17 protein-coding genes are annotated in these 17,296 nt (G+C 68.3%); 11 read left to right on the forward strand and 6 right to left on the reverse strand.

Annotation, left to right across the window (positions count from 1 at the left end; genetic code table 11):
- Positions 1 to 390 precede the first annotated feature (390 nt).
- Positions 391 to 1,770 (forward strand): adenylosuccinate lyase, encoded by a 1,380-nt coding sequence (purB, locus tag JKL49_RS08625; RefSeq protein WP_215339802.1) that lies wholly within the window; start codon positions 391 to 393, stop codon positions 1,768 to 1,770.
- A gap of 65 nt (positions 1,771 to 1,835) precedes the next feature.
- On the forward strand, positions 1,836 to 2,735 hold the full coding sequence (locus JKL49_RS08630) for a dihydrodipicolinate synthase family protein (RefSeq protein ID WP_215339803.1): 900 nt from the start codon (positions 1,836 to 1,838) through the stop codon (positions 2,733 to 2,735).
- A 195-nt stretch (positions 2,736 to 2,930) separates the two neighbouring features.
- On the opposite strand, the gene JKL49_RS08635 is transcribed toward JKL49_RS08630, so the two are convergent.
- The 4 genes from JKL49_RS08635 to JKL49_RS08650 all read right to left on the reverse strand — a co-directional run bounded on the left by JKL49_RS08635 (position 2,931) and on the right by JKL49_RS08650 (position 6,279).
- Positions 2,931 to 4,253 carry a cytochrome P450 gene (locus tag JKL49_RS08635; protein ID WP_215339804.1) on the reverse strand — a complete coding sequence of 441 codons (1,323 nt, stop codon included), beginning with the start codon at positions 4,251 to 4,253 and terminating at the stop codon, positions 2,931 to 2,933.
- A gap of 154 nt (positions 4,254 to 4,407) precedes the next feature.
- Positions 4,408 to 4,851, reverse strand: coding sequence for a flagellar basal body protein (locus tag JKL49_RS08640; protein ID WP_215339805.1), 444 nt, complete (start codon positions 4,849 to 4,851; stop codon positions 4,408 to 4,410).
- 10 nt (positions 4,852 to 4,861) lie between these two features.
- Positions 4,862 to 5,173 (reverse strand): rod-binding protein, encoded by a 312-nt coding sequence (locus JKL49_RS08645; protein WP_215339806.1) that lies wholly within the window; start codon positions 5,171 to 5,173, stop codon positions 4,862 to 4,864.
- A complete protein-coding gene (locus JKL49_RS08650) occupies positions 5,173 to 6,279 on the reverse strand; it encodes a flagellar basal body P-ring protein FlgI (RefSeq protein WP_215339807.1) in 1,107 nt (368 codons plus the stop codon). The genes JKL49_RS08645 and JKL49_RS08650 overlap by 1 nt, the downstream gene beginning before the upstream one ends.
- A 220-nt stretch (positions 6,280 to 6,499) precedes the next feature.
- On the opposite strand from JKL49_RS08650, the gene fliX reads away from it, so the two are divergent.
- From fliX to JKL49_RS08680, 6 genes are all read left to right on the forward strand, one after another.
- Positions 6,500 to 6,931 carry a flagellar assembly regulator FliX gene (gene fliX, locus JKL49_RS08655; RefSeq protein WP_215339808.1) on the forward strand — a complete coding sequence of 144 codons (432 nt, stop codon included), beginning with the start codon at positions 6,500 to 6,502 and terminating at the stop codon, positions 6,929 to 6,931.
- Positions 6,932 to 7,030: 99 nt separating this feature from the next.
- Positions 7,031 to 7,459: an RNA polymerase-binding protein DksA gene (gene dksA / locus JKL49_RS08660; RefSeq protein ID WP_215339809.1), complete on the forward strand. Its 429-nt coding sequence runs from the start codon at positions 7,031 to 7,033 to the stop codon at positions 7,457 to 7,459.
- A gap of 277 nt (positions 7,460 to 7,736) precedes the next feature.
- Positions 7,737 to 9,365, forward strand: coding sequence for an ABC-F family ATP-binding cassette domain-containing protein (locus JKL49_RS08665; RefSeq protein WP_215339810.1), 1,629 nt, complete (start codon positions 7,737 to 7,739; stop codon positions 9,363 to 9,365).
- Positions 9,366 to 9,484: 119 nt separating this feature from the next.
- A complete protein-coding gene (locus tag JKL49_RS08670) occupies positions 9,485 to 11,152 on the forward strand; it encodes an NAD+ synthase (protein ID WP_215339811.1) in 1,668 nt (555 codons plus the stop codon).
- A gap of 76 nt (positions 11,153 to 11,228) precedes the next feature.
- Entirely contained in the window at positions 11,229 to 12,197 is a 969-nt protein-coding gene (locus tag JKL49_RS08675) for a tetratricopeptide repeat protein (protein WP_215339812.1), read from the forward strand.
- A gap of 45 nt (positions 12,198 to 12,242) precedes the next feature.
- Complete coding sequence (locus JKL49_RS08680; RefSeq protein ID WP_215339813.1) at positions 12,243 to 12,695, forward strand: GNAT family N-acetyltransferase; 453 nt, start codon at positions 12,243 to 12,245, stop codon at positions 12,693 to 12,695.
- Here JKL49_RS08680 and JKL49_RS08685 read toward each other — a convergent pair.
- Together JKL49_RS08685 and JKL49_RS08690 are read right to left on the reverse strand one after the other, a co-directional pair.
- On the reverse strand, positions 12,692 to 13,003 hold the full coding sequence (locus JKL49_RS08685; protein WP_215339814.1) for a DUF6665 family protein: 312 nt from the start codon (positions 13,001 to 13,003) through the stop codon (positions 12,692 to 12,694). The genes JKL49_RS08680 and JKL49_RS08685 overlap by 4 nt on opposite strands.
- Before the next feature lie 61 nt (positions 13,004 to 13,064).
- Complete coding sequence (locus tag JKL49_RS08690) at positions 13,065 to 13,667, reverse strand: LOG family protein (protein WP_215339815.1); 603 nt, start codon at positions 13,665 to 13,667, stop codon at positions 13,065 to 13,067.
- Between the two features lie 102 nt (positions 13,668 to 13,769).
- Between JKL49_RS08690 and JKL49_RS08695 the strand changes: the two genes are divergently transcribed.
- From JKL49_RS08695 to JKL49_RS08705, 3 genes are all read left to right on the forward strand, one after another.
- Positions 13,770 to 14,537, forward strand: a complete 768-nt coding sequence (locus JKL49_RS08695; RefSeq protein ID WP_215339816.1) for an Ig-like domain-containing protein — start codon at positions 13,770 to 13,772, stop codon at positions 14,535 to 14,537.
- 39 nt (positions 14,538 to 14,576) lie between these two features.
- Positions 14,577 to 16,415, forward strand: a complete 1,839-nt coding sequence (locus JKL49_RS08700; RefSeq protein ID WP_215342742.1) for an ABCB family ABC transporter ATP-binding protein/permease — start codon at positions 14,577 to 14,579, stop codon at positions 16,413 to 16,415.
- A gap of 156 nt (positions 16,416 to 16,571) precedes the next feature.
- On the forward strand, positions 16,572 to 17,081 hold the full coding sequence (locus JKL49_RS08705) for a GFA family protein (RefSeq protein ID WP_215339817.1): 510 nt from the start codon (positions 16,572 to 16,574) through the stop codon (positions 17,079 to 17,081).
- Positions 17,082 to 17,296: the final 215 nt, after the last annotated feature.

A 17,296-nucleotide genomic window follows, 5' to 3' on the forward strand; every position in this document is an offset into this window, starting at 1 on the left:
GCACCTTGGCCATAAGCTCCGCCAAGGGGCCCCCCTCCAAGATGCCCAGGCCTCGAGTTGCGATGGCGCCGAACGGTTACAAGCCGAACTTGACCCTTCCCGCGCTCCCATCATCCTCGTCGATCGGCGGCCAAAACGAGGGCAGCTACCCGGAGCCGGACCCTGCAAATTTCTGCAACGGGTCGTCAGCGGCCTGTGACGTGGCGACGGCAAGCGGACATTGCCCGAGGTCGCTTGAACGACCGCGCCTTCCGGCGTCACGCGGGGAGGGCGACGACAACTCAAGCTGTCTTTCGACGCGGTTGCTTTGGGTCACTTTCCGGCGCGCGCCGTGTATATGGGGGTCGAGCCCGCGACCGGTCCGCGGGGTGATCTTTTCCCGGAGTTCCCGTGACCTCTCTGCCGCCTCAACCGCTCAGCCCGCTGGATGGCCGCTACTTCGCCGCGGTCTCCGAGCTTTCGGACTACCTCTCGGAGGCCGGGCTCAACCGCGCCCGGGTCGAGGTCGAGGTGGAGTGGCTGATCGCGCTCACCGACCGCTCGCTGTTCGGCGCCTCGCCGGTGAGCGAGGCCGACAAGGCGCGGCTGCGGGCCCTCTATACCGAGTTCGGCCAGGCCGAGATCGACTGGCTGGCCAAGCGCGAAGCGATCACCCGCCATGACGTCAAGGCGGTGGAGTACCTGGTCCGCGACCGGCTGGAGCAGCTGGGCCTGGGCGCGGTGGCCGAGCTGACCCACTTCGCCTGCACCAGCGAGGACATCAATTCCACGGCCTATGCCCTGACCGTCAAGCGGGCGGTGACGCGGGTGTGGCTGCCCAAGCTGCAGGCGGTGACGCAGATGCTCAGCGCCCTGGCCGCGGCGCACCGGGACGCCCCGATGCTGGCCCACACCCACGGCCAGCCGGCCACCCCCACCACGATGGGCAAGGAGATCGGCGTATTCGCCTGGCGGCTGCAACGGGTCGCCCGGCAGATCGAAGGCTCGGAGTACCTGGCGAAGTTTTCCGGCGCCACGGGCACCTGGGGCGCGCACCTGGCCGCTGAGCCGGACGTCGACTGGCTGGCCCTGACGCGCGCCTTTATCGAGTCCCTCGACGTCGGCTTCAATCCCCTCACCACCCAGATCGAGTCCCACGACTGGCAGGTGGAGCTGTACGACCGCGTCCGGCACGCGGGCGGCATCCTGCACAATCTGGCCACCGACATGTGGACCTACATCTCGATGGGCTATTTCGCGCAGATCCCGGTGGCCGGGGCGACCGGCTCCTCGACCATGCCGCACAAGATCAACCCGATCCGGTTCGAGAACGCCGAGGCCAATCTGGAGATCTCCGGCGGCCTGCTGGCCACCCTGGCCCAGACCCTGGTGACCTCGCGCCTGCAGCGCGATCTCACCGACTCCACCACCCAGCGCAATATCGGGGTGGCGCTCGGCCACTCCCTGCTGGCCCTGGACAACCTGCAGCGCGGGCTGGGCGAGGTGTCGCTGGCGCAGGAGGTGCTGGACGCCGACCTGGACGCCAACTGGGAAGTGCTGGGCGAGGCGATCCAGACGGTGGTGCGCGCCGAGATCACGGCGGGCCGCTCGCAGATCACCGACCCCTACGCCCTGCTGAAGGAGCTCACCCGTGGGCGCCGGGTCGGCGGGCCGGAGCTGGCGGCGTTCGTGCGCGGTCTGGATATCGGCGAGGCGGCCAAGGCCCGCCTGCTGGCGCTGACGCCGGCGACCTATGTCGGGCTGGCCTCGGCCCTGGTCGGCGATCTCTGAGGTCGGTTCGCGGATCGGAACCCGCTGGGGTGGGAAGCGGGCGCCGGCTCGTATATTCACGGGCCATGGATCGAAGCATCTTCCAGGGCCTGTCGGCCTTTCCGCTCACTCCGGCCAGCGCCGACGGCGTCGTGGATGTCGAGGCGCTGGGCGCGCTGCTGGAGCGCCTGGTGGCGGCCGGCGTGGACTCCATCGGACTGCTGGGCAGCACCGGCATCTATGCCTATCTGGAGCCGTCGGAGCGCCGCCGCGCGGTGGCCGCGGCGGTGGAGGCGGTGGCCGGCCGCACGCCGCTGATCGTCGGCGTCGGGACGCTGCGGACCGACGGGGCGATCGCGCTGGCCCGCGACGCCGAGGCGCGCGGCGCCGACGGCCTGCTGCTGGCGGCGGTTTCCTACACGCCGCCGACCCCGACGGAGGTGTTCGGGCACTACGCGGCGGTGGCCGAGGCGACCGGCCTGCCGATCTGCGTCTACAACAATCCCACCACGACCCATGTCGTGCTTGACGACGACCTGCTGGGCCGGCTTTCGCGGCTGGCCACCGTCGCCGCGGTGAAGATGCCGCTGCCCAAGGACGGCGACGTCGGGGCAGACTTGGCGCGGCTGCGCGCGGCGACGGCGGAGGACTTCAAGATCGGCTACAGCGCCGACTGGGGCACGGCGCCCGCCCTGCTGGCTGGGGCCGACGCCTTCTACAGCGGCGTCGCCGGGATCCTGCCCGCGCCGATGGTGGCCCTGGCCGGCGCCGCGCGGCGTGGCGAGGCGCAGGAAGCCGCCAGGCTGGACGCGGCGTTCCAGCCCCTGTGGTCCCTGTGCCGGGCGCACGGCGGCCTGCGGGTCAGCTACGCCATCAGCGCGCTGCTCGAGCTCTCCGCCGGCGATCCGCCGCGCCCCTTGCTGCCGCTTTCGGGCGCGGTGCTGGAGGCGGTGGCCTCGGCGCTCAGCGGGCTGCCGGGCGGGTAGGTGTCACCGGAATCTCCGGCATCCCTTACTGGCACATCCGCTCATCCCGGCGAAGGCCGGGACCCAGGTGAAACCCCCTCCGATCTCACGAGAGGTCCGGACTCAGTTAGGGACACGCTCCAGCCGCTCTGGATGAATCTGGGTCCCGGCCTTCGCCGGGATGAGCGGTGGTTGTTCTGAAGGCCGAGCGCGCGCCTAGAGCCGGCGCGGGATCATCACCTGCATGGACTTGTAGCCCTTCACGAAGGTGGAGGGGACGCGCGTGGGTTCTTCGAGGACCTGGATGTCGGGGAAGCGCGCCAGGATCTCTTCCCAGATGATCTTCAGCTGCAGCTCGGCCAGGCGGTTGCCGACGCAGCGGTGGACGCCGAAGCCGAAGGACAGGTGCTGGCGGGCGCGGTCGCGGTCGATGATGTAGGCGTTGGGGTTCTCGATGACGCTATCGTCCCGGTTGCCCGAGACGTACCACATGACGACATTGTCGCCCTTCTTGATCATCTTGCCGCCCAGTTCGAAGTCCTGGGTCGCGATGCGCTTCATGTGGGCCAGCGGGGTCTGCCAGCGGATGGTTTCCGACACCATCGAGGGGATCAGGTCAGGGTTGGCGCGCAGCTTGGCGTACTGGTCGGGGTGCTTGTTCAGGGCGTAGACCGAACCCGAGATGGTGTTGCGGGTGGTGTCGTTGCCGCCGATGGTCAGCAGGATGATGTTCCCCAGATACTCGAACTGGTTCATGTCCTTGGTGGCCTCGCCGTGGGCCAGCATGGAGACCATGTCGCCGTCGATGGGGTTGGCCTTGCGCTCGTTCCACAGGTTGAGGAAGTAGCCGGCATAGGCGCCCATCTCGGCGCGCTTTTCCTCCCAGGTGTCGATGACGCCGTCGCCGGGACGCGACATCACGGTGTCCGACCAGCGGGTCAGCTTGCGGCGGTCCTCCTGCGGCATGCCAAACAGGGTGGCCAGGGTCATGGCCGTCAGTTCCATGGAGACCTTGTCGACCCAGTCGAAGGCCTCGCCGATCGGCAGGCTGTCGAGGATCATCCCGGCGCGCTCGCGGATCAGCGGCTCCATGATCTTCAGATTGTGCGGCGAGACCGCCGGGCTGACGGTCTTGCGCTGCTCGTCGTGCTTGGGCGGGTCCATGGCGATGAACATGGTGGGACCGCCGGTGGGACCGCCGAAGGCGCCGCCGGTCATCTGGGCGCCGCTGGCCACCAGCTTGGCGATCATCTCTTCGCTGGGGCCGAGGCTGATGCCGCCCTCGGAGGAGAACACCGCGTGATTGGTGTCGACCGCCATGATGTCGTTGTAGCGGGTGACCGCCCAGTGGGGCTCGAAGTCGCTGGCCGGCTGCCAGTGGACGGGATCCTCGGCGCGCAGGCGCTCGAAGTAGGGCCAGATGGCGTCGTTCTTGAACAGGGCCGAGTTGGCCACGTTCAGGCTCTCGAGCGGCAGGGCATAGACCTCGTCGCGGGCGGTCTTGACGGTGGCGGCGTCCAGGGTGGCGCTCTCGCTCATGGGGTGTTCCTCGCTTTGGCCAAGCCTTTGGAGACCTGTTAACCCCAGGTCTCGCCGTCTGAACAGCGTTCGGCAAGGTCTATCATGACGCGGGCGTCACTTTCGCGGTCAAGTTCTCGTGGCGCGAGGACGAGGCGCTCGGCGGTGTTGCGGATCAGGCGCGCTTGTTCAGGGTGATGCTGGTGGCCGAGCCGGGGGCCGAGGGAGCGCCCTTGAGGCCGTAGCCGGAGCCGGTGGTGCGCTGGGCGGCGACCTCGTTGGCGATGGTGCGGACCAGGCCCTCGGTGACCGTGCGGGCGGCGTCGAGCGCGCGGCCCTGGCGGGCCAGCACGCTGTCGAAGGCCTCGGTGGCGCGGATCAGCCGGGTGCGCTGGGCCAGGGGGGCCGAGGCCACCATGGCCGGGTTGGCGCGGACCCGGGCCGACTCGTGGCGGTAGATATTGGCCAGGCGAGAGGTTTCCTCGATGTAGGCCATGGCCTCCTGCGGGCGCTGCTGCTCGAAGGCCTGGGCCTCCAGGGCCACAAGCTCAGTGAGGCGCTCGGTGAGGATCACCAGTTGTTCGACGCGGTCGGCGGCGTCCAGAGCGGAAAGGGCCATCGTGTAATTCCTAACTCAGACCTTGAAGCTTCAGCATTTCCTTGGCGACGTCGTCGGCGATGCCGAGCCCGCCGGACTTCACGACCTGCTTGGCCATGGCCTCGTTCATGAAGGACTTGAAGGCGTCCTCGCCCTGGCCGCCGCTGAACGGTTCGGAGACCTTCACGTCCTTCATCATCTGACCCAGCATGACCGACAGGAACGAGCTCTCGAAGTCCTTGGCGGTCTTGGCGATCTGGCCGCGCTTGGCCATTTCCGCCGCGCTCATCGGCGCGGGGGCAGGGGGGGTGAGGTTGAGCGCGGGGGCGGCGATGTCGGCCATCACATGACCTCGATGTCGGCTTGCAGGGCGCCCGCGGCCTTGATGGCCTGCAGGATGGAGATCATGTCGCGGGGCGTGACCCCGAGCGCGTTGAGGCCGGCCACCAGGGTGGCGAGCGAGGCGCCCTCCTTCAGGGTGATCAGCTTCTTGCCCTTCTCCTCGTCGACCGAGACGTTGGACTGGGGCACCACGGTGGTCTGGCCCTGGCTGAAGGGGGCGGGCTGGCTGACCGCCGGGCTCTCCTGGACGTTGATGGTCAGGTTGCCCTGGGCGATGGCCACGGTGGAGATGCGGACGTTGTCGCCCATCACCACCACGCCGGCCACTTCGTCGATCACCACCTTGGCGGCGTCGTCGGGCTCGACGCTGAGGTTCTCGATCTGCGAGATGAAGCCCACCATGTTGGCGCCCTCGTTGGGCTGGATCGTCACGATGGTGGGATTGTCGGCCCGCGCGCAGCCCGGGTACTTGGCGTTGATCACGTCGGCGATGCGCTTGGCGGTGGTGAAGTCGGGATTGCGCAGGGTCATGCGCAGCTGGCTCATGCTGGCCAGCTGGAAGCCGATCTCGCGTTCGACGATGGCGCCTGAGGCGATGCGGCCGGCGGTGGGCACGCCCTTGGAGATCGAGGAGCCCGAGGCCCCGCCGGCCGAGACCGACCCGGTCTGCACCGTGCCCTGACCCACGGCGTAGGCCTGGCCGTCGGCGCCCAGCAGGGGGGTGACCAGCAGGGTGCCGCCCTGCAGGCTCTTGGCGTCGCCCAGGGCCGAGACGCTGGCGTCGATGGGGGAGCCGGTGGCCACGAAGGCCGGCAGCTTGGCGGTGACCATGACGGCGGCCACGTTCTTGGTGTTGAGGTTGGCGTCGCGGGTGTTGACCCCCAGACGCTCCAGCATGGCTTCCAGGCTCTGCTTGGTGAAGGGAGCGTTGCGCAGGCTGTCGCCCGTGCCGTTCAGACCGACGACCAGGCCGTAGCCCACCAGCATGTTCTCGCGGACGCCCTCGAACTCCACGATGTCCTTGATCCGCGACTTGGCGAAGGACGGGCCGGCGGCGAGGGCGGTGGCCATCAGGACGGCGCTGAAGAGGCGAAGCGGTCGACGCATGGAACCCCGGGGGCGAACAGACGGAAAGAACTCGTCCTTGCCTATGCGACGGACGTGCCAGCCGGACCCGGTGAAAACCCTAATGATTCCAGGGGTTGTCGATTCGCGCCGCGCGGCAGACGGCGCCGTGGCGGCAGAAGTTGCCCGGCATTAACCATACCCTAAGCATGCCGGGCCGATGACTGAGGGCGAAACGTCAGGTCAAGAGTTCGACTCACCCATGAAGGTCAACGGAACAAGCGGCGTGGGATCGGCGAACGGGGCGTCAAAGCCCCGCGGCGCAGATGGGCAGGGTTTCCGCCTGCCGACCGCCGGCGCGGCCTCGGCCCCGGTCCAGGCCGCCCGCGCCACGGGCCTCTCGGGCGTCATGAACGTGGACGCCATCCTAGCGTTGCAGGAGATGGGCGGACCGCTGGAACGCCGCCGCCGCGCGGTGCGCCGGGCCGGCCGCCTGCTGGACGTGCTGGACGAGGTGAAACTGGGCCTGCTGTCTGGCGACATGTCGGAAAGCAAGCTGGATGCCCTGCGTTCCGCCATCCGCGATGAGCGGGAAGCTACCGAGGATACTCGCCTGGAAGGGGTTCTTGACGAGATTGAAACCCGGGCCGCGGTAGAGCTGGCCAAGCTCGAATGCGCGAAACGTGCGGCTTAATGGTGCGCGACGCGCGAGCCGCGTTGAATCGTTAAATCGTTTTGGTATAAGCGCCCAGCGTGTCTTAAGGGGCGGTACTCCAGGGGGCGTGAGGCGTAAATGACCACAGCCGCAGTCATGGCTGACAAGCCGGGTTATCTTCCTTCCGAGGACGAGCCCTTCATGAATGAGCGTCAGCTTGAGTATTTCAAGCAGAAGCTCCAAGCGTGGAAAGACGACATCCTGCGGGAATCCCGCGAGACGCTCGTCCACCTGCAGAGCGAAACCGAGAACCATCCGGATCTCGCGGACCGGGCGACGTCGGAAACCGACCGATCCCTGGAACTGCGGACCCGCGATCGCCAGCGTAAGTTGATCTCCAAGATCGACGAAGCCCTGCGCCGCATCGCCGATGGCTCCTACGGCTATTGCGAAGACACCGGCGAGCCGATCGGCATCGCCCGTCTCGACGCGCGGCCGACCGCGACGCTCAGCCTCGAGGCGCAGGAACGCCACGAGCGCCGGGAACGCGTTCACCGCGACGACTAGCTGTTCGAGGTTCGGGTTGGGCTGCCCCGTCTTCCGTGCGGAGAGGGGATGCGGTTTGACGCGCCGGATGAGAGGGCGCACTCCGCTGTCAGAATAAGACCGTCATCCTGGGCGACCCGTAGGGGAGACCCGGGACCCAGGTGACGGGCTTGGCCCCTGGGTCCCGGCTCTCCGCTTCGCTGCGGCCGGGATGACGTGAATGGTTTTCTGGACGCGACGAATTCCCGGGTGGCCCTGAGGCTGGCCTTCGCCACCGAGCCGGGCTAGCAGACCGCGCATGATCCGCCTCGACAATATTTCCAAGCAAAACGGCCACCAGATCCTGTTCATCGAAGCCTCGATGGGGGTCCAGAAGGGCGAGAAGGTCGGACTGGTCGGTCCGAACGGCGCCGGCAAGACGACGCTGTTCCGCATGATCACCGGTCAGGAGCAGCCCGACGACGGGCTCGTCGTGATCGATCCTGGCATGACCATCGGCTATTTCAGCCAGGATGTCGGCGAGATGTCGGGCCAGAGCGCGGTCGCCGTGGTGATGGATGGCGTCGGGCCCGTCAGCGCCCTGGCCACCGAAATGGCAAGCCTCGAAGCCGCCATGGTCGATCCGGACCAGGCCGATCAGCTGGACGCCACCATGGAGCGCTACGGCGAGGTGATGGAGCGCTTCCAGGAACTGGACGGCTATGCCCTGGACGCCCGCGCCCGCGAGGTGCTGGCGGGCCTGAGCTTCAGCCAGGAGCGCATGGACGGCGACGTCGGCCTGCTGTCGGGCGGCTGGAAGATGCGCGTGGCGCTGGCCCGCATCCTGCTTATGCGGCCCGACGGTATGCTGCTGGACGAGCCCAGCAACCACCTCGACCTGGAAAGCCTGATCTGGCTTGAGGCGTTCCTCAAGACCTACGACGGCGCGCTGCTGATGACGTCGCACGACCGCGCGTTCATGAACCGCATCATCGGCAAGGTGGTGGAGATCGACGGCGGTTCGCTCATCACCTATGCGGGCGATCTGGACTTCTACGATCAGCAGCGCGCGCTCGGTGAACAGCAACGCCAGGCGCAGTACGAGCGCCAGCAGGCCATGCTGGCCAAGGAAATCAAGTTCATCGAGAAGTTCAAGGCGCGCGCCAGCCACGCCGCCCAGGTCCAGAGCCGGGTCAAGAAGCTCGACAAGATCGAACGCGTCGAGGCGCCGCGGCGTCGCCAGTCGGTCCAGTTCGAGTTTCGGAGCCCGCCTCGGTCGGGTGACGACGTGATCAGCCTGCGCAATGTCCATAAGGGCTACGGCGACCAGCCGATCTATGAGGGCCTCGATCTGCTGGTGCGCCGCAAGGAGCGCTGGTGCGTCCTGGGCGCGAACGGCGCCGGCAAGTCGACGCTGTTGAAGCTCGTGGCCGGCGCGACGGCGCCTGACCAGGGCACGGTCGGCATCGGGGCCAGCGTGAGGATGGGCTATTTCGCCCAGCACTCCATGGACCTGCTGGACGGCGAAGAGACCATCTTCGAGTCTCTGGATGGCGCGTTCCCTCAGGCGGGGCAGGGTTCGTTGCGCACCTTGGCGGGATGTTTCGGCTTCTCCGGCGATGACGTGGAAAAGCCCTGCCGCGTCCTGTCCGGCGGCGAGAAGGCGCGCCTGGTCATGGCCAAGATGCTGTTCGATCCGCCGAACCTGCTGGTGCTCGACGAGCCCACCAACCACCTCGACATGGCGACCAAGGAGATGCTGGTCGCGGCTCTGGCGGACTTTGAGGGCACGATGCTCTTCGTCAGCCACGACCGCCATTTCCTGGCGGCGCTGTCAAACCGGGTGCTGGAACTGACGCCGGAAGGCGTCCATCGATACGACGGCGGCTATACAGAATACGTGTCCCGCACAGGCCAGGAAGCGCCCGGCCTGCACCCGGGGGCGTAGCGGGCTGGCGCGCCGACCTTCGCCGGGATGAGCGGAGGGATGCGTCGGCCTTGCGTTCGCTGACGGAGCTTGAGTTTCCGGGGTGGCGAGGGGCGGGCGGCGCGGCTACATGACGAAGCATGACCCATCGTCTCGTCATCGCCGCCATCCAGGCCAACCCCACGGTCGGGGCCATCGCCGCCAATGAAAAACTTGCCCGTGAGCGCATAGCTGAGGCCCACGCGGCCGGGGCGGACATCGCGCTGTTTTCCGAGCTGTTCCTCACCGGCTATCCGCCGGAGGACCTGGCCCTGAAGCCTGCCCTGTGGGCCGCCGGCAAGGCTGCGGTCGAGCGGCTGGCGCTCGTCACCAAGGATAGCTGCGCGGCCCTGGTGGGGCTGATCTGGCCCGCCGAAGGCCCTGGTCGCAAGCCCCGGAACGCCCTGGCCTTCCTGGCCGATGGCGAAGTGAAGGGCGTGGCCTTCAAGTGTGACCTGCCCAACTACGGCGTGTTCGACGAGAAGCGGGTGTTCGAGCCCGGCCTCGGCCCGTCGGTGTTCGAGTGGAAGGGCGTCAAGCTGGGGGTCCCGGTCTGCGAGGACATCTGGGCGGCGGGTGTCTGCGCCGACCTGAAGGCCCAGGGCGCCGAGATCCTGCTGGTGCCCAACGGCTCGCCGTTCCGCCGGCTGGCCGACACCGAGCGGATGGGGGTGGCCAGCGCCCGGGTCGCCGAGACCGGCCTGCCGATGGTCTATGTCAACGAGGTGGGCGGCCAGGACGAGCTGGTGTTCGACGGCGGCTCCTTCGCCCTGTCGGCGACCGGGCAGTTGGTCATGCGTCTGCCGATGTTCGAGGAGGCGCTGGCCCTGACCGTCTGGGAAAAGGCCGACGACGGGGTCTGGGTCTGCGTCGAGGCGCCGATGGACGACTGGGTCTCGGGGCCCGAGGAGGTCTACCGGGCCATGGTGCTGGGCCTGAGAGACTACGTGAACAAGTCGGGATTCCCCGGTGTTTTGCTTGGACTTTCCGGCGGGGTTGATTCGGCCATCGTCGCGGTGGTGGCCGCCGACGCCCTGGGTCCCGACCGGGTCCGCTGCTTCATGCTGCCGTCGCGCTACACCAGCCAGGACAGCCTGGACGATGCGGCCGGCTGCGCGGCGCGGCTGGGGGTGCGGCTGGATGAGATCGCCATCTCGCCGGCGGTGGACGCCTTCGCGCAGATGCTGACCCCGCTCTATGAGAACCGGGCGCCCGACCTGACCGAGGAGAACATCCAGGCGCGCACCCGGGGCCTGGCCCTGATGGCGCTGTCCAACAAGCTGGGCTCCATGCTGCTGACCACCGGCAACAAGAGCGAGATGGCGGTGGGCTACGCCACCCTCTACGGCGACATGTGCGGCGGCTACAACGTGCTGAAGGACCTGTACAAGACCCAGGTCTATGAGGTCTGCGCTTGGCGCAACGCCAACGACCCCTACGGCGTGGCGGTCTCGCCGATCCCCGAGCGGATCCTTACCAAGGCGCCCTCGGCCGAGCTGCGGCCCGACCAGAAGGACCAGGACAGCCTGCCCGAATACGCCGAACTCGACGCCATCCTGCATGGGCTGGTGGAGGAGGAGGCGACCCTCGACGAGATCGTCAGCCGTGGCCACGCGCCCGAGACGGTCGAGCGGGTGCAGCGGCTGCTCTACAATTCCGAATACAAGCGCCGTCAGGCCGCGCCGGGGGTGAAGATCGGGCCCCGCGCGTTTGGCCGCGATCGGCGCTATCCCATCGTGAATGGGTTTAGGGACGCAGTGACGAAGTAGGTCGCCGTCTCGACTCTGGATTGCGGTTTCAAGCTTGGCTGTTACTGTTGCCCCCATTCTGGGTGGAGGGACGGCCATGGGTTTGCGTCTGATCGGTCGGCTGGCGGTTTGCGCCGGTTTGATGATGGTGTTGAGCGCTTGCGCCACCACCGTCGATATCAGCGCCCGCTTCCCGGCGCGCTATGCCGAGACGGCCAATATCCGCAACATAGCCGTCGCCGACTTCGACGGCTATGGCGGGCGCGAGTTTCAGTCGGCCCTGCAGGCCGAACTGTTCTCCGCCACCTTCGACGGCCGGCCCTATTTCAACGTGGTGGCCACCGGCGGTCCCAGCAATCCCGGCGCCGCGGCGGGCTATGGCCGCTCGGTGGGCGCGCAGGGGGTGATCCTGGGCACGGTGGGCACCGACTTCAACACCTCGTCCTACCAGGGCAGCGAGAGCCGCTGCGTGCGTTGGGACGGTGACAAGTGCAAGGAATACAAGTCCTTCCCCATCCCTTGCTGGCGCCGGAACGTCGATCTGATCGTGACCCCCAGCCTGGTGAGCGTGGCCAGCGGCCGGGTGGTCTATTCCGCCCAGAAGCGGGCCAGCCGCAACACCTCGTGGTGCGGAAACGAGTCGCCGTCCACGGGCGACCTGGCGATGGTGACCGACGCCCAGCGCGACATCCTCGGCGACATCCGCCGCGACATCGCCCCCTACAACACCACCCTGTCAGCCACCCTGAAGACCAAGGGCGTGGGGCTGAGCGATGTCCTGAAGGCGCAGTTCACCGCCGCGGCCAAGGCCGCTTCCAGCGGCGACATGGGCTCGGCCTGCCAGGCCTGGGCCAGCATCAACGCGGCCCAGCCCGGGAACCTGGACACCGTCTACGACCTGGGGGTCTGCGCCGAGAGCGCCGGAGACTACGGCAAGGCGCTGAGCCTCTACCGCCAGGCCCAGCGTCTGGCGCCCGCCCCCGACAATGCCGTCAACGAGAGCCTGGCCCGGGCGCAGAACCTGGCCGACGCCAAGGCGGCCCTGGCGCGCGGTCAGAAGAAGTAGGGACGCTCTTTTCCTCTCCCACAGGTGGGAGAGGGGGAGTTGCAGATGAGCCAGAGCACCCTTCGCACCGCCGTCCCGGACGATGCCACGGCGATCCGCGACCTGACGCGGGCGGCCTATGCCAAGTGGGTGCCGCTGATCGGCCGCGAGCCTAAGCCGATGCTGGCCGACTATGAGGCCGCCGTGCGCAAGCACCGCTTCGATCTGCTGTACGTGGCGGGCGAACTGGCGGCCCTGATCGAGACCCTCGACGAGGGCGACCAGTTGCTGGTGGAGAACGTGGCGGTGTCTCCGAGCCATCAGGGGCAGGGGCTAGGGACCCGGCTGATGGCCCAGGCCGAGGTGGTCGCACGCGGGCTCGGCCACGGCCGCATCTGGCTCTACACCAACCAGAGGTTCGAGGAGAACATCAGGCTCTACAGCCGCCTAGGCTATCGCATCGACAGCGAGGAGCCGATCGGCGACTCGGTGCGGGTGAACATGAGCAAGGCGCTCTAGGACGCCCCCAGCCGCAGCAGGACTTCCCGGGGGATCTGGTGGTGGGCGATGACCGGGCGCTGGTCGCGCAGGCCAAGCGACTCGCGCTGGACGAAGAACATCCAGGTGGCCCGCGCCGCGGCCTTGAGCAGGACGTCGCGGGGTTCCGTCTGGTCCTCGCCGGCGTCGTGGGCGCGCAGGGCGGCCAGGGCGGCTTCCATCTTGCCGCCGATGCGGCCCAGGGCGGCGGCGGCCTCGCCGGCCATCTCGTGCTGCAGGAGGTCAAAGCCGCTGTCGCGGGCGGACGGGGCCTGGCGTTTGCTGAACATGGGCGCTCCCACTGAACGGTCGATGGAGCCTAGCCAATTCCGTGAGGGATTGGCTAGTTCCTCAGGTCATCGAGGCGACGACGCTCTCCGGGATCGGCTCGGTGGGACGCACGCCGCTCAGCGCCGGGATGATGTCGGCGACGCGGTCGACGGAGATCCAGCTGTCCATGAACTCCGCCGGCGTCAGCTTGTTGTCCACCGTGTGCTTGAAAAGCGCATAGAGCGGCTCCCAGAAGCCGTTCGGGCTGTAGAAGACCACCGGCTTGGCGTGCAGGTCGAGGCGTCGCCACGACAGCAGCTCAACGATCTCCTCCAGGGTGCCGATGCCGCCCGGCAGGACGATGAAGCTGTCGGAGCGCTCGAACATGATCTGTTTGCGCTCATGCATGGAGGAGACGACGATGGTCTCCACCACGTCCAGGCGGCGCTCTCGGACCTTCAGGAAGTGGGGGATGATGCCCAGCACCTCGCCGCCGGCCTCGTGGGCGGCGATGGCGCAGGCGCCCATCAGGCCGACGCCGCCGCCGCCATAGATCAGCTTCAGCTTGGCGGCCGCCAGGTCACGGCCCAGTTGAGCCGCGTCGGCCAGCAACTGCGGATCGGCGAGGTCGGACGAGCCGCAGAACACGCAGGCGCTCGAAAGGGGGGCGAGGTCTTGCCCCATGGGCGGTAAGCTCCGGAAAAGGACTCAAGGTCGCGCTGCTGACAGTTTCTGGCGCGCGGGGTGGTTTAGCTAGGGTCTGGACGAGGGAGTTTCAAGCAAGCCGTGGTCCGTGTCCCGATTCCTATCGTCGCAGCCCTGCTGCTGAGCGCCTGTGGGGCGCAGGCGCCGCGCGTGCCGATCGCCCCCAAGAAGGAGCCGGCGGCGGAGGCCGGCTATGTCACCCCCCCCATGGTGACCCGCATTGAGACTACGGCGGCGGGCGTGATCCTGACGGGCTCGGCGCCGGCGGGCGCGCCCGTGCGGCTGGCCAGTCCGGACGGGGCGAGCCTCTCGGCGGCGGCGGACGGCAAGGGGCTCTGGCGGTTGACCATGGCGCCGTCGCCCTCGCCGCGTCTGTTCGGGCTGTCCACCATCCAGGGCAAGCGCACCATCCAGGCCCAGGGCTATCTGCTGCTCACTCCGCAGGACCTGGCCTATCAGCTGCGGGCCGGGGCCGGGGCGATCCGCGTCGGCGCGGTGGCCGCGCCGGCCATCACCGCGTTCGATTTCGACCGGGAGGGGGCCGCCGTCGTCTCGGGCGTGGCCCAGGCCGGGACGGCGATCACCGTGCGCGCCGATGGCCGCCAGAGCGCCGACGGACGGGCCAGCGCCGAGGGCCGCTTTGCGATCTCGCTGACCCAGCCGCTGAGCCCCGGCGTCCACACCATCAAGATTTTCAACGACGGCGCCGAAAATTCGGCGACAATCGACACCTCGCCCGCCGCGCCCTTGGCGGAGGGACCTTTTCGAAGCAGCAGCACGGCCGCAGGTTTGCGGGTGGACTGGATGACGCCGGGAGGCGGCGTGCAATCTACAGTGATCATCAAATAAATTCAGGTATTTAGGCGGAGCATTTTCCACGTGTCATTCATGAACGCCGGCGGTGTCCGGCGGTTCGCAACGCCTGGGGCGGTCTCGGACCCGGCGGTGAAGTTCAGTTTCTGGGCCTCGATGGCCGACCTCTGGCGGCTTGTCATGCGCTCGGGCGCCAAGGGCCTGGCCTGGCGGCTGCCCGTCTCCCTGGTCATGGTCTTCGTCGGCAAGCTGGCGGGCGTCACCGCCCCGGTGATGCTGGGGGACGCCATCAACACCCTGTCGCCGGCGGCCGGCTCGGCTGTGGCCATCGGCGCCGACTTCGTGGCCCTGGCCCTGGCCTTCGCGGCCCTGCGGCTGGTCTCGGCCTGCGCCCCCTATGTGCGCGACGCGGTGTTCACCACGGTGTCGCAGTCCACCATGGCCAAGGCGGCGGTGGAGACCTTCGCCCACGCGCTCGCCCTATCCCTGGATTTCCACCAGTCCAAGCAGACCGGGATGCTGGCCCGCATCATCGACCGCGGCTCGCGCTCCACTGACTTCCTGATCCGCAGCGTGGTGTTCAACCTGGGCCCGACGGCGGTCGAGCTGGTGATGGCCCTGGTGGTGATGGTGCTGCGGCTGGACTGGCGGTTCGCGGCGACGACGTTCGCCACCATCGTCATCTACACGGTGGTCACCTTCCGCATCACCGATTGGCGGCTGAGCCACCGGCGCGAGCTGAACGAGGCCGACAGCCGCTCGGCGGGGCTCTCGGTGGACGCCATGCTGAACTACGAGACGGTCAAGACCTTCGGGTCGGAGACCCGCACCGTACGCCAGTACGAGGGCGCCATGGGCGACTATGTGGTGGCCTCGGTGAAGGCCAACACCTCGCTGTCGCTCCTGAACGGCATCCAGTCGGTGATCCTGAACATCGGCCTGGCGCTGATGACCGTGCTGGCGGGGCTGGAGGTGATCCAGGGCCGCATGCGGATCGGCGACGTGACCACCGCCATCCTGCTGCTGACCGGCATCTATCAGCCGCTGAACATGCTGGGGTTCAACTACCGAGAAATCCGCCAGGCCTTCATCGACATGGAGCAGATGGTCAGCCTGACGGCGCTCAAGCCCGACATCGTCGACGCGCCGGACGCCGGCGACCTGCCGCCCTCGGCGGTGCATGGCGCCGAGGTGGTCTTCGACGCCGTCACTTTCCAGCACGACGCGCGCTCCACCGGCCTGCGCGAGGTGAGCTTTGTGGCCCCGCCCGGCACCACCACGGCCATCGTCGGGCCCTCGGGCGCCGGCAAGACCACGGCGGTGCGGCTGGCCTTGCGGCTGATCGATCCGCAGGCGGGCCGGGTGACCCTCGACGGGATGGACCTGCGCCAGGTCCGTCAGGCCTCGCTGCGCCGCGCCGTGGCCCTGGTGCCCCAGGACGTGGCCCTGTTCAACGACACCGTCTACGCCAACATCGGTTTCGCCCGCCCCGACGCCACCCCCGACGAGGTGCGCAAGGCCGCCGAAGACGCCGAGCTGGGGGCCTTCATCGACGGCCTGCCCAATGGCATGTCCACCATGGTCGGCGAGCGCGGCCTGAAGCTGTCGGGCGGCGAGCGCCAGCGGGTGGGCATCGCGCGCGCCCTGCTGGCCAATCCCCGGGTGCTGATCCTCGACGAGGCCACCAGCGCCCTCGACGGCCGCACCGAAGAGGCGATCCAGGCGACGCTGCGCAAGGTGAGGGCGGGACGCACCACCCTGGTGGTGGCCCACCGGCTGTCGACCATCGTCGACGCCGACCAGATCGTGGTGCTGCGGCGGGGCAAGATCGTGGAGCGTGGGACCCACTCGGAACTGCTGGAGAAGGCCGGGGAATATGCGGCGCTGTGGCGGCGGCAGACGCGGGAGCACTGAAATCTGGCCGTCATGGCCGGGCTTGTCCCGGCCACCCATGATCTCCTTGGTTCAGCAGGCATCCACGGCGGGCGCCGCGCGATCTGCGGATGGACAGAGATCATGGGTCCCCGGGACAAGCCCGGGGATGACGATCTGGTGGATAGGAGGAACGAGATGCGAAAGCCCGCCGCGCCAAAACCCAAGGCCTCCGCCGTCCAGTCGGAGGGCCGGTGCGTGTGCGGGGCGGTCAGGCTGGAGATCGACGTGCCGGCGGTCTGGGCCTGGCATGATCATTCAACCGCCAGCCGCCATGCCCAGGGGGCGGCCTACGCCACCTATGTGGGGAGCTGGCGCAGCCGGTTCCGCATCCTGGCCGGCGAGGGGCACATCAGCCGCTACGAGGACCCGGAGCTCAAGACGGCGCGCAGCTTCTGCGCCCGCTGCGGCACGCCGCTGTTCTACGAGCGGTCCCGGTCGCCCAAGATGGTCAACATCCCCCGCGCCCTGTTCGCGGAACGGACGGGCCGCGAACCCCGCTACCATGGCGGCGTCGCGCAGATGGCCGACTGGACCTGGCGCGGCGAGGCCATGGCGCCGCTGAAGGGCTATCCCGGGGTGATGTTCGTGCGGCCGCGCAAGGCGCCCAAGCGCAAGCCCGTCGACGACAGCCTGTTCGAACCTTGAGAGAGTAGGTGATGCGCCAACCCGACCTGCCCTGGGAGGGCCGATGCCGCGGGTGAGTACGCCGGCCGAGCTCCCGGAGTCGCCGCCGATGGAGACCTATCAGGCGCTGACCAAGGCGTATCTGGAGCGCTAAGCCACCAACTTGATCGTCATGGCCGGGCTTGTCCCGGCCACCCATGATCTCCGTGGCGCAGCAAGACTCTGCGGCGGCGTCG

It is taken from the genome of Phenylobacterium glaciei, assembly GCF_016772415.1.
Taxonomy (GTDB): domain Bacteria; phylum Pseudomonadota; class Alphaproteobacteria; order Caulobacterales; family Caulobacteraceae; genus Phenylobacterium; species Phenylobacterium glaciei.

Excerpts from the sequence above, each read along its gene's own strand:
- dksA (WP_215339809.1), top strand. The coding sequence starts at position 7,031 with ATGACCACAGCCGCAGTCATGGCTGACAAGCCGGGTTATCTTCCTTCC.
- JKL49_RS08690 (WP_215339815.1), bottom strand. The coding sequence starts at position 13,667 with ATGGGGCAAGACCTCGCCCCCCTTTCGAGCGCCTGCGTGTTCTGCGGC.
- JKL49_RS08635 (WP_215339804.1), bottom strand. The coding sequence starts at position 4,253 with ATGAGCGAGAGCGCCACCCTGGACGCCGCCACCGTCAAGACCGCCCGC.
- JKL49_RS08680 (WP_215339813.1), top strand. The coding sequence starts at position 12,243 with ATGAGCCAGAGCACCCTTCGCACCGCCGTCCCGGACGATGCCACGGCG.
- JKL49_RS08665 (WP_215339810.1), top strand. The coding sequence starts at position 7,737 with ATGATCCGCCTCGACAATATTTCCAAGCAAAACGGCCACCAGATCCTG.
- JKL49_RS08685 (WP_215339814.1), bottom strand. The coding sequence starts at position 13,003 with ATGTTCAGCAAACGCCAGGCCCCGTCCGCCCGCGACAGCGGCTTTGAC.
- JKL49_RS08640 (WP_215339805.1), bottom strand. The coding sequence starts at position 4,851 with ATGGCCCTTTCCGCTCTGGACGCCGCCGACCGCGTCGAACAACTGGTG.
- JKL49_RS08650 (WP_215339807.1), bottom strand. The coding sequence starts at position 6,279 with ATGCGTCGACCGCTTCGCCTCTTCAGCGCCGTCCTGATGGCCACCGCC.
- JKL49_RS08700 (WP_215342742.1), top strand. The coding sequence starts at position 14,577 with ATGAACGCCGGCGGTGTCCGGCGGTTCGCAACGCCTGGGGCGGTCTCG.
- JKL49_RS08630 (WP_215339803.1), top strand. The coding sequence starts at position 1,836 with ATGGATCGAAGCATCTTCCAGGGCCTGTCGGCCTTTCCGCTCACTCCG.
- JKL49_RS08705 (WP_215339817.1), top strand. The coding sequence starts at position 16,572 with ATGCGAAAGCCCGCCGCGCCAAAACCCAAGGCCTCCGCCGTCCAGTCG.
- JKL49_RS08645 (WP_215339806.1), bottom strand. The coding sequence starts at position 5,173 with ATGGCCGACATCGCCGCCCCCGCGCTCAACCTCACCCCCCCTGCCCCC.
- fliX (WP_215339808.1), top strand. The coding sequence starts at position 6,500 with ATGAAGGTCAACGGAACAAGCGGCGTGGGATCGGCGAACGGGGCGTCA.
- JKL49_RS08675 (WP_215339812.1), top strand. The coding sequence starts at position 11,229 with ATGGGTTTGCGTCTGATCGGTCGGCTGGCGGTTTGCGCCGGTTTGATG.
- JKL49_RS08670 (WP_215339811.1), top strand. The coding sequence starts at position 9,485 with ATGACCCATCGTCTCGTCATCGCCGCCATCCAGGCCAACCCCACGGTC.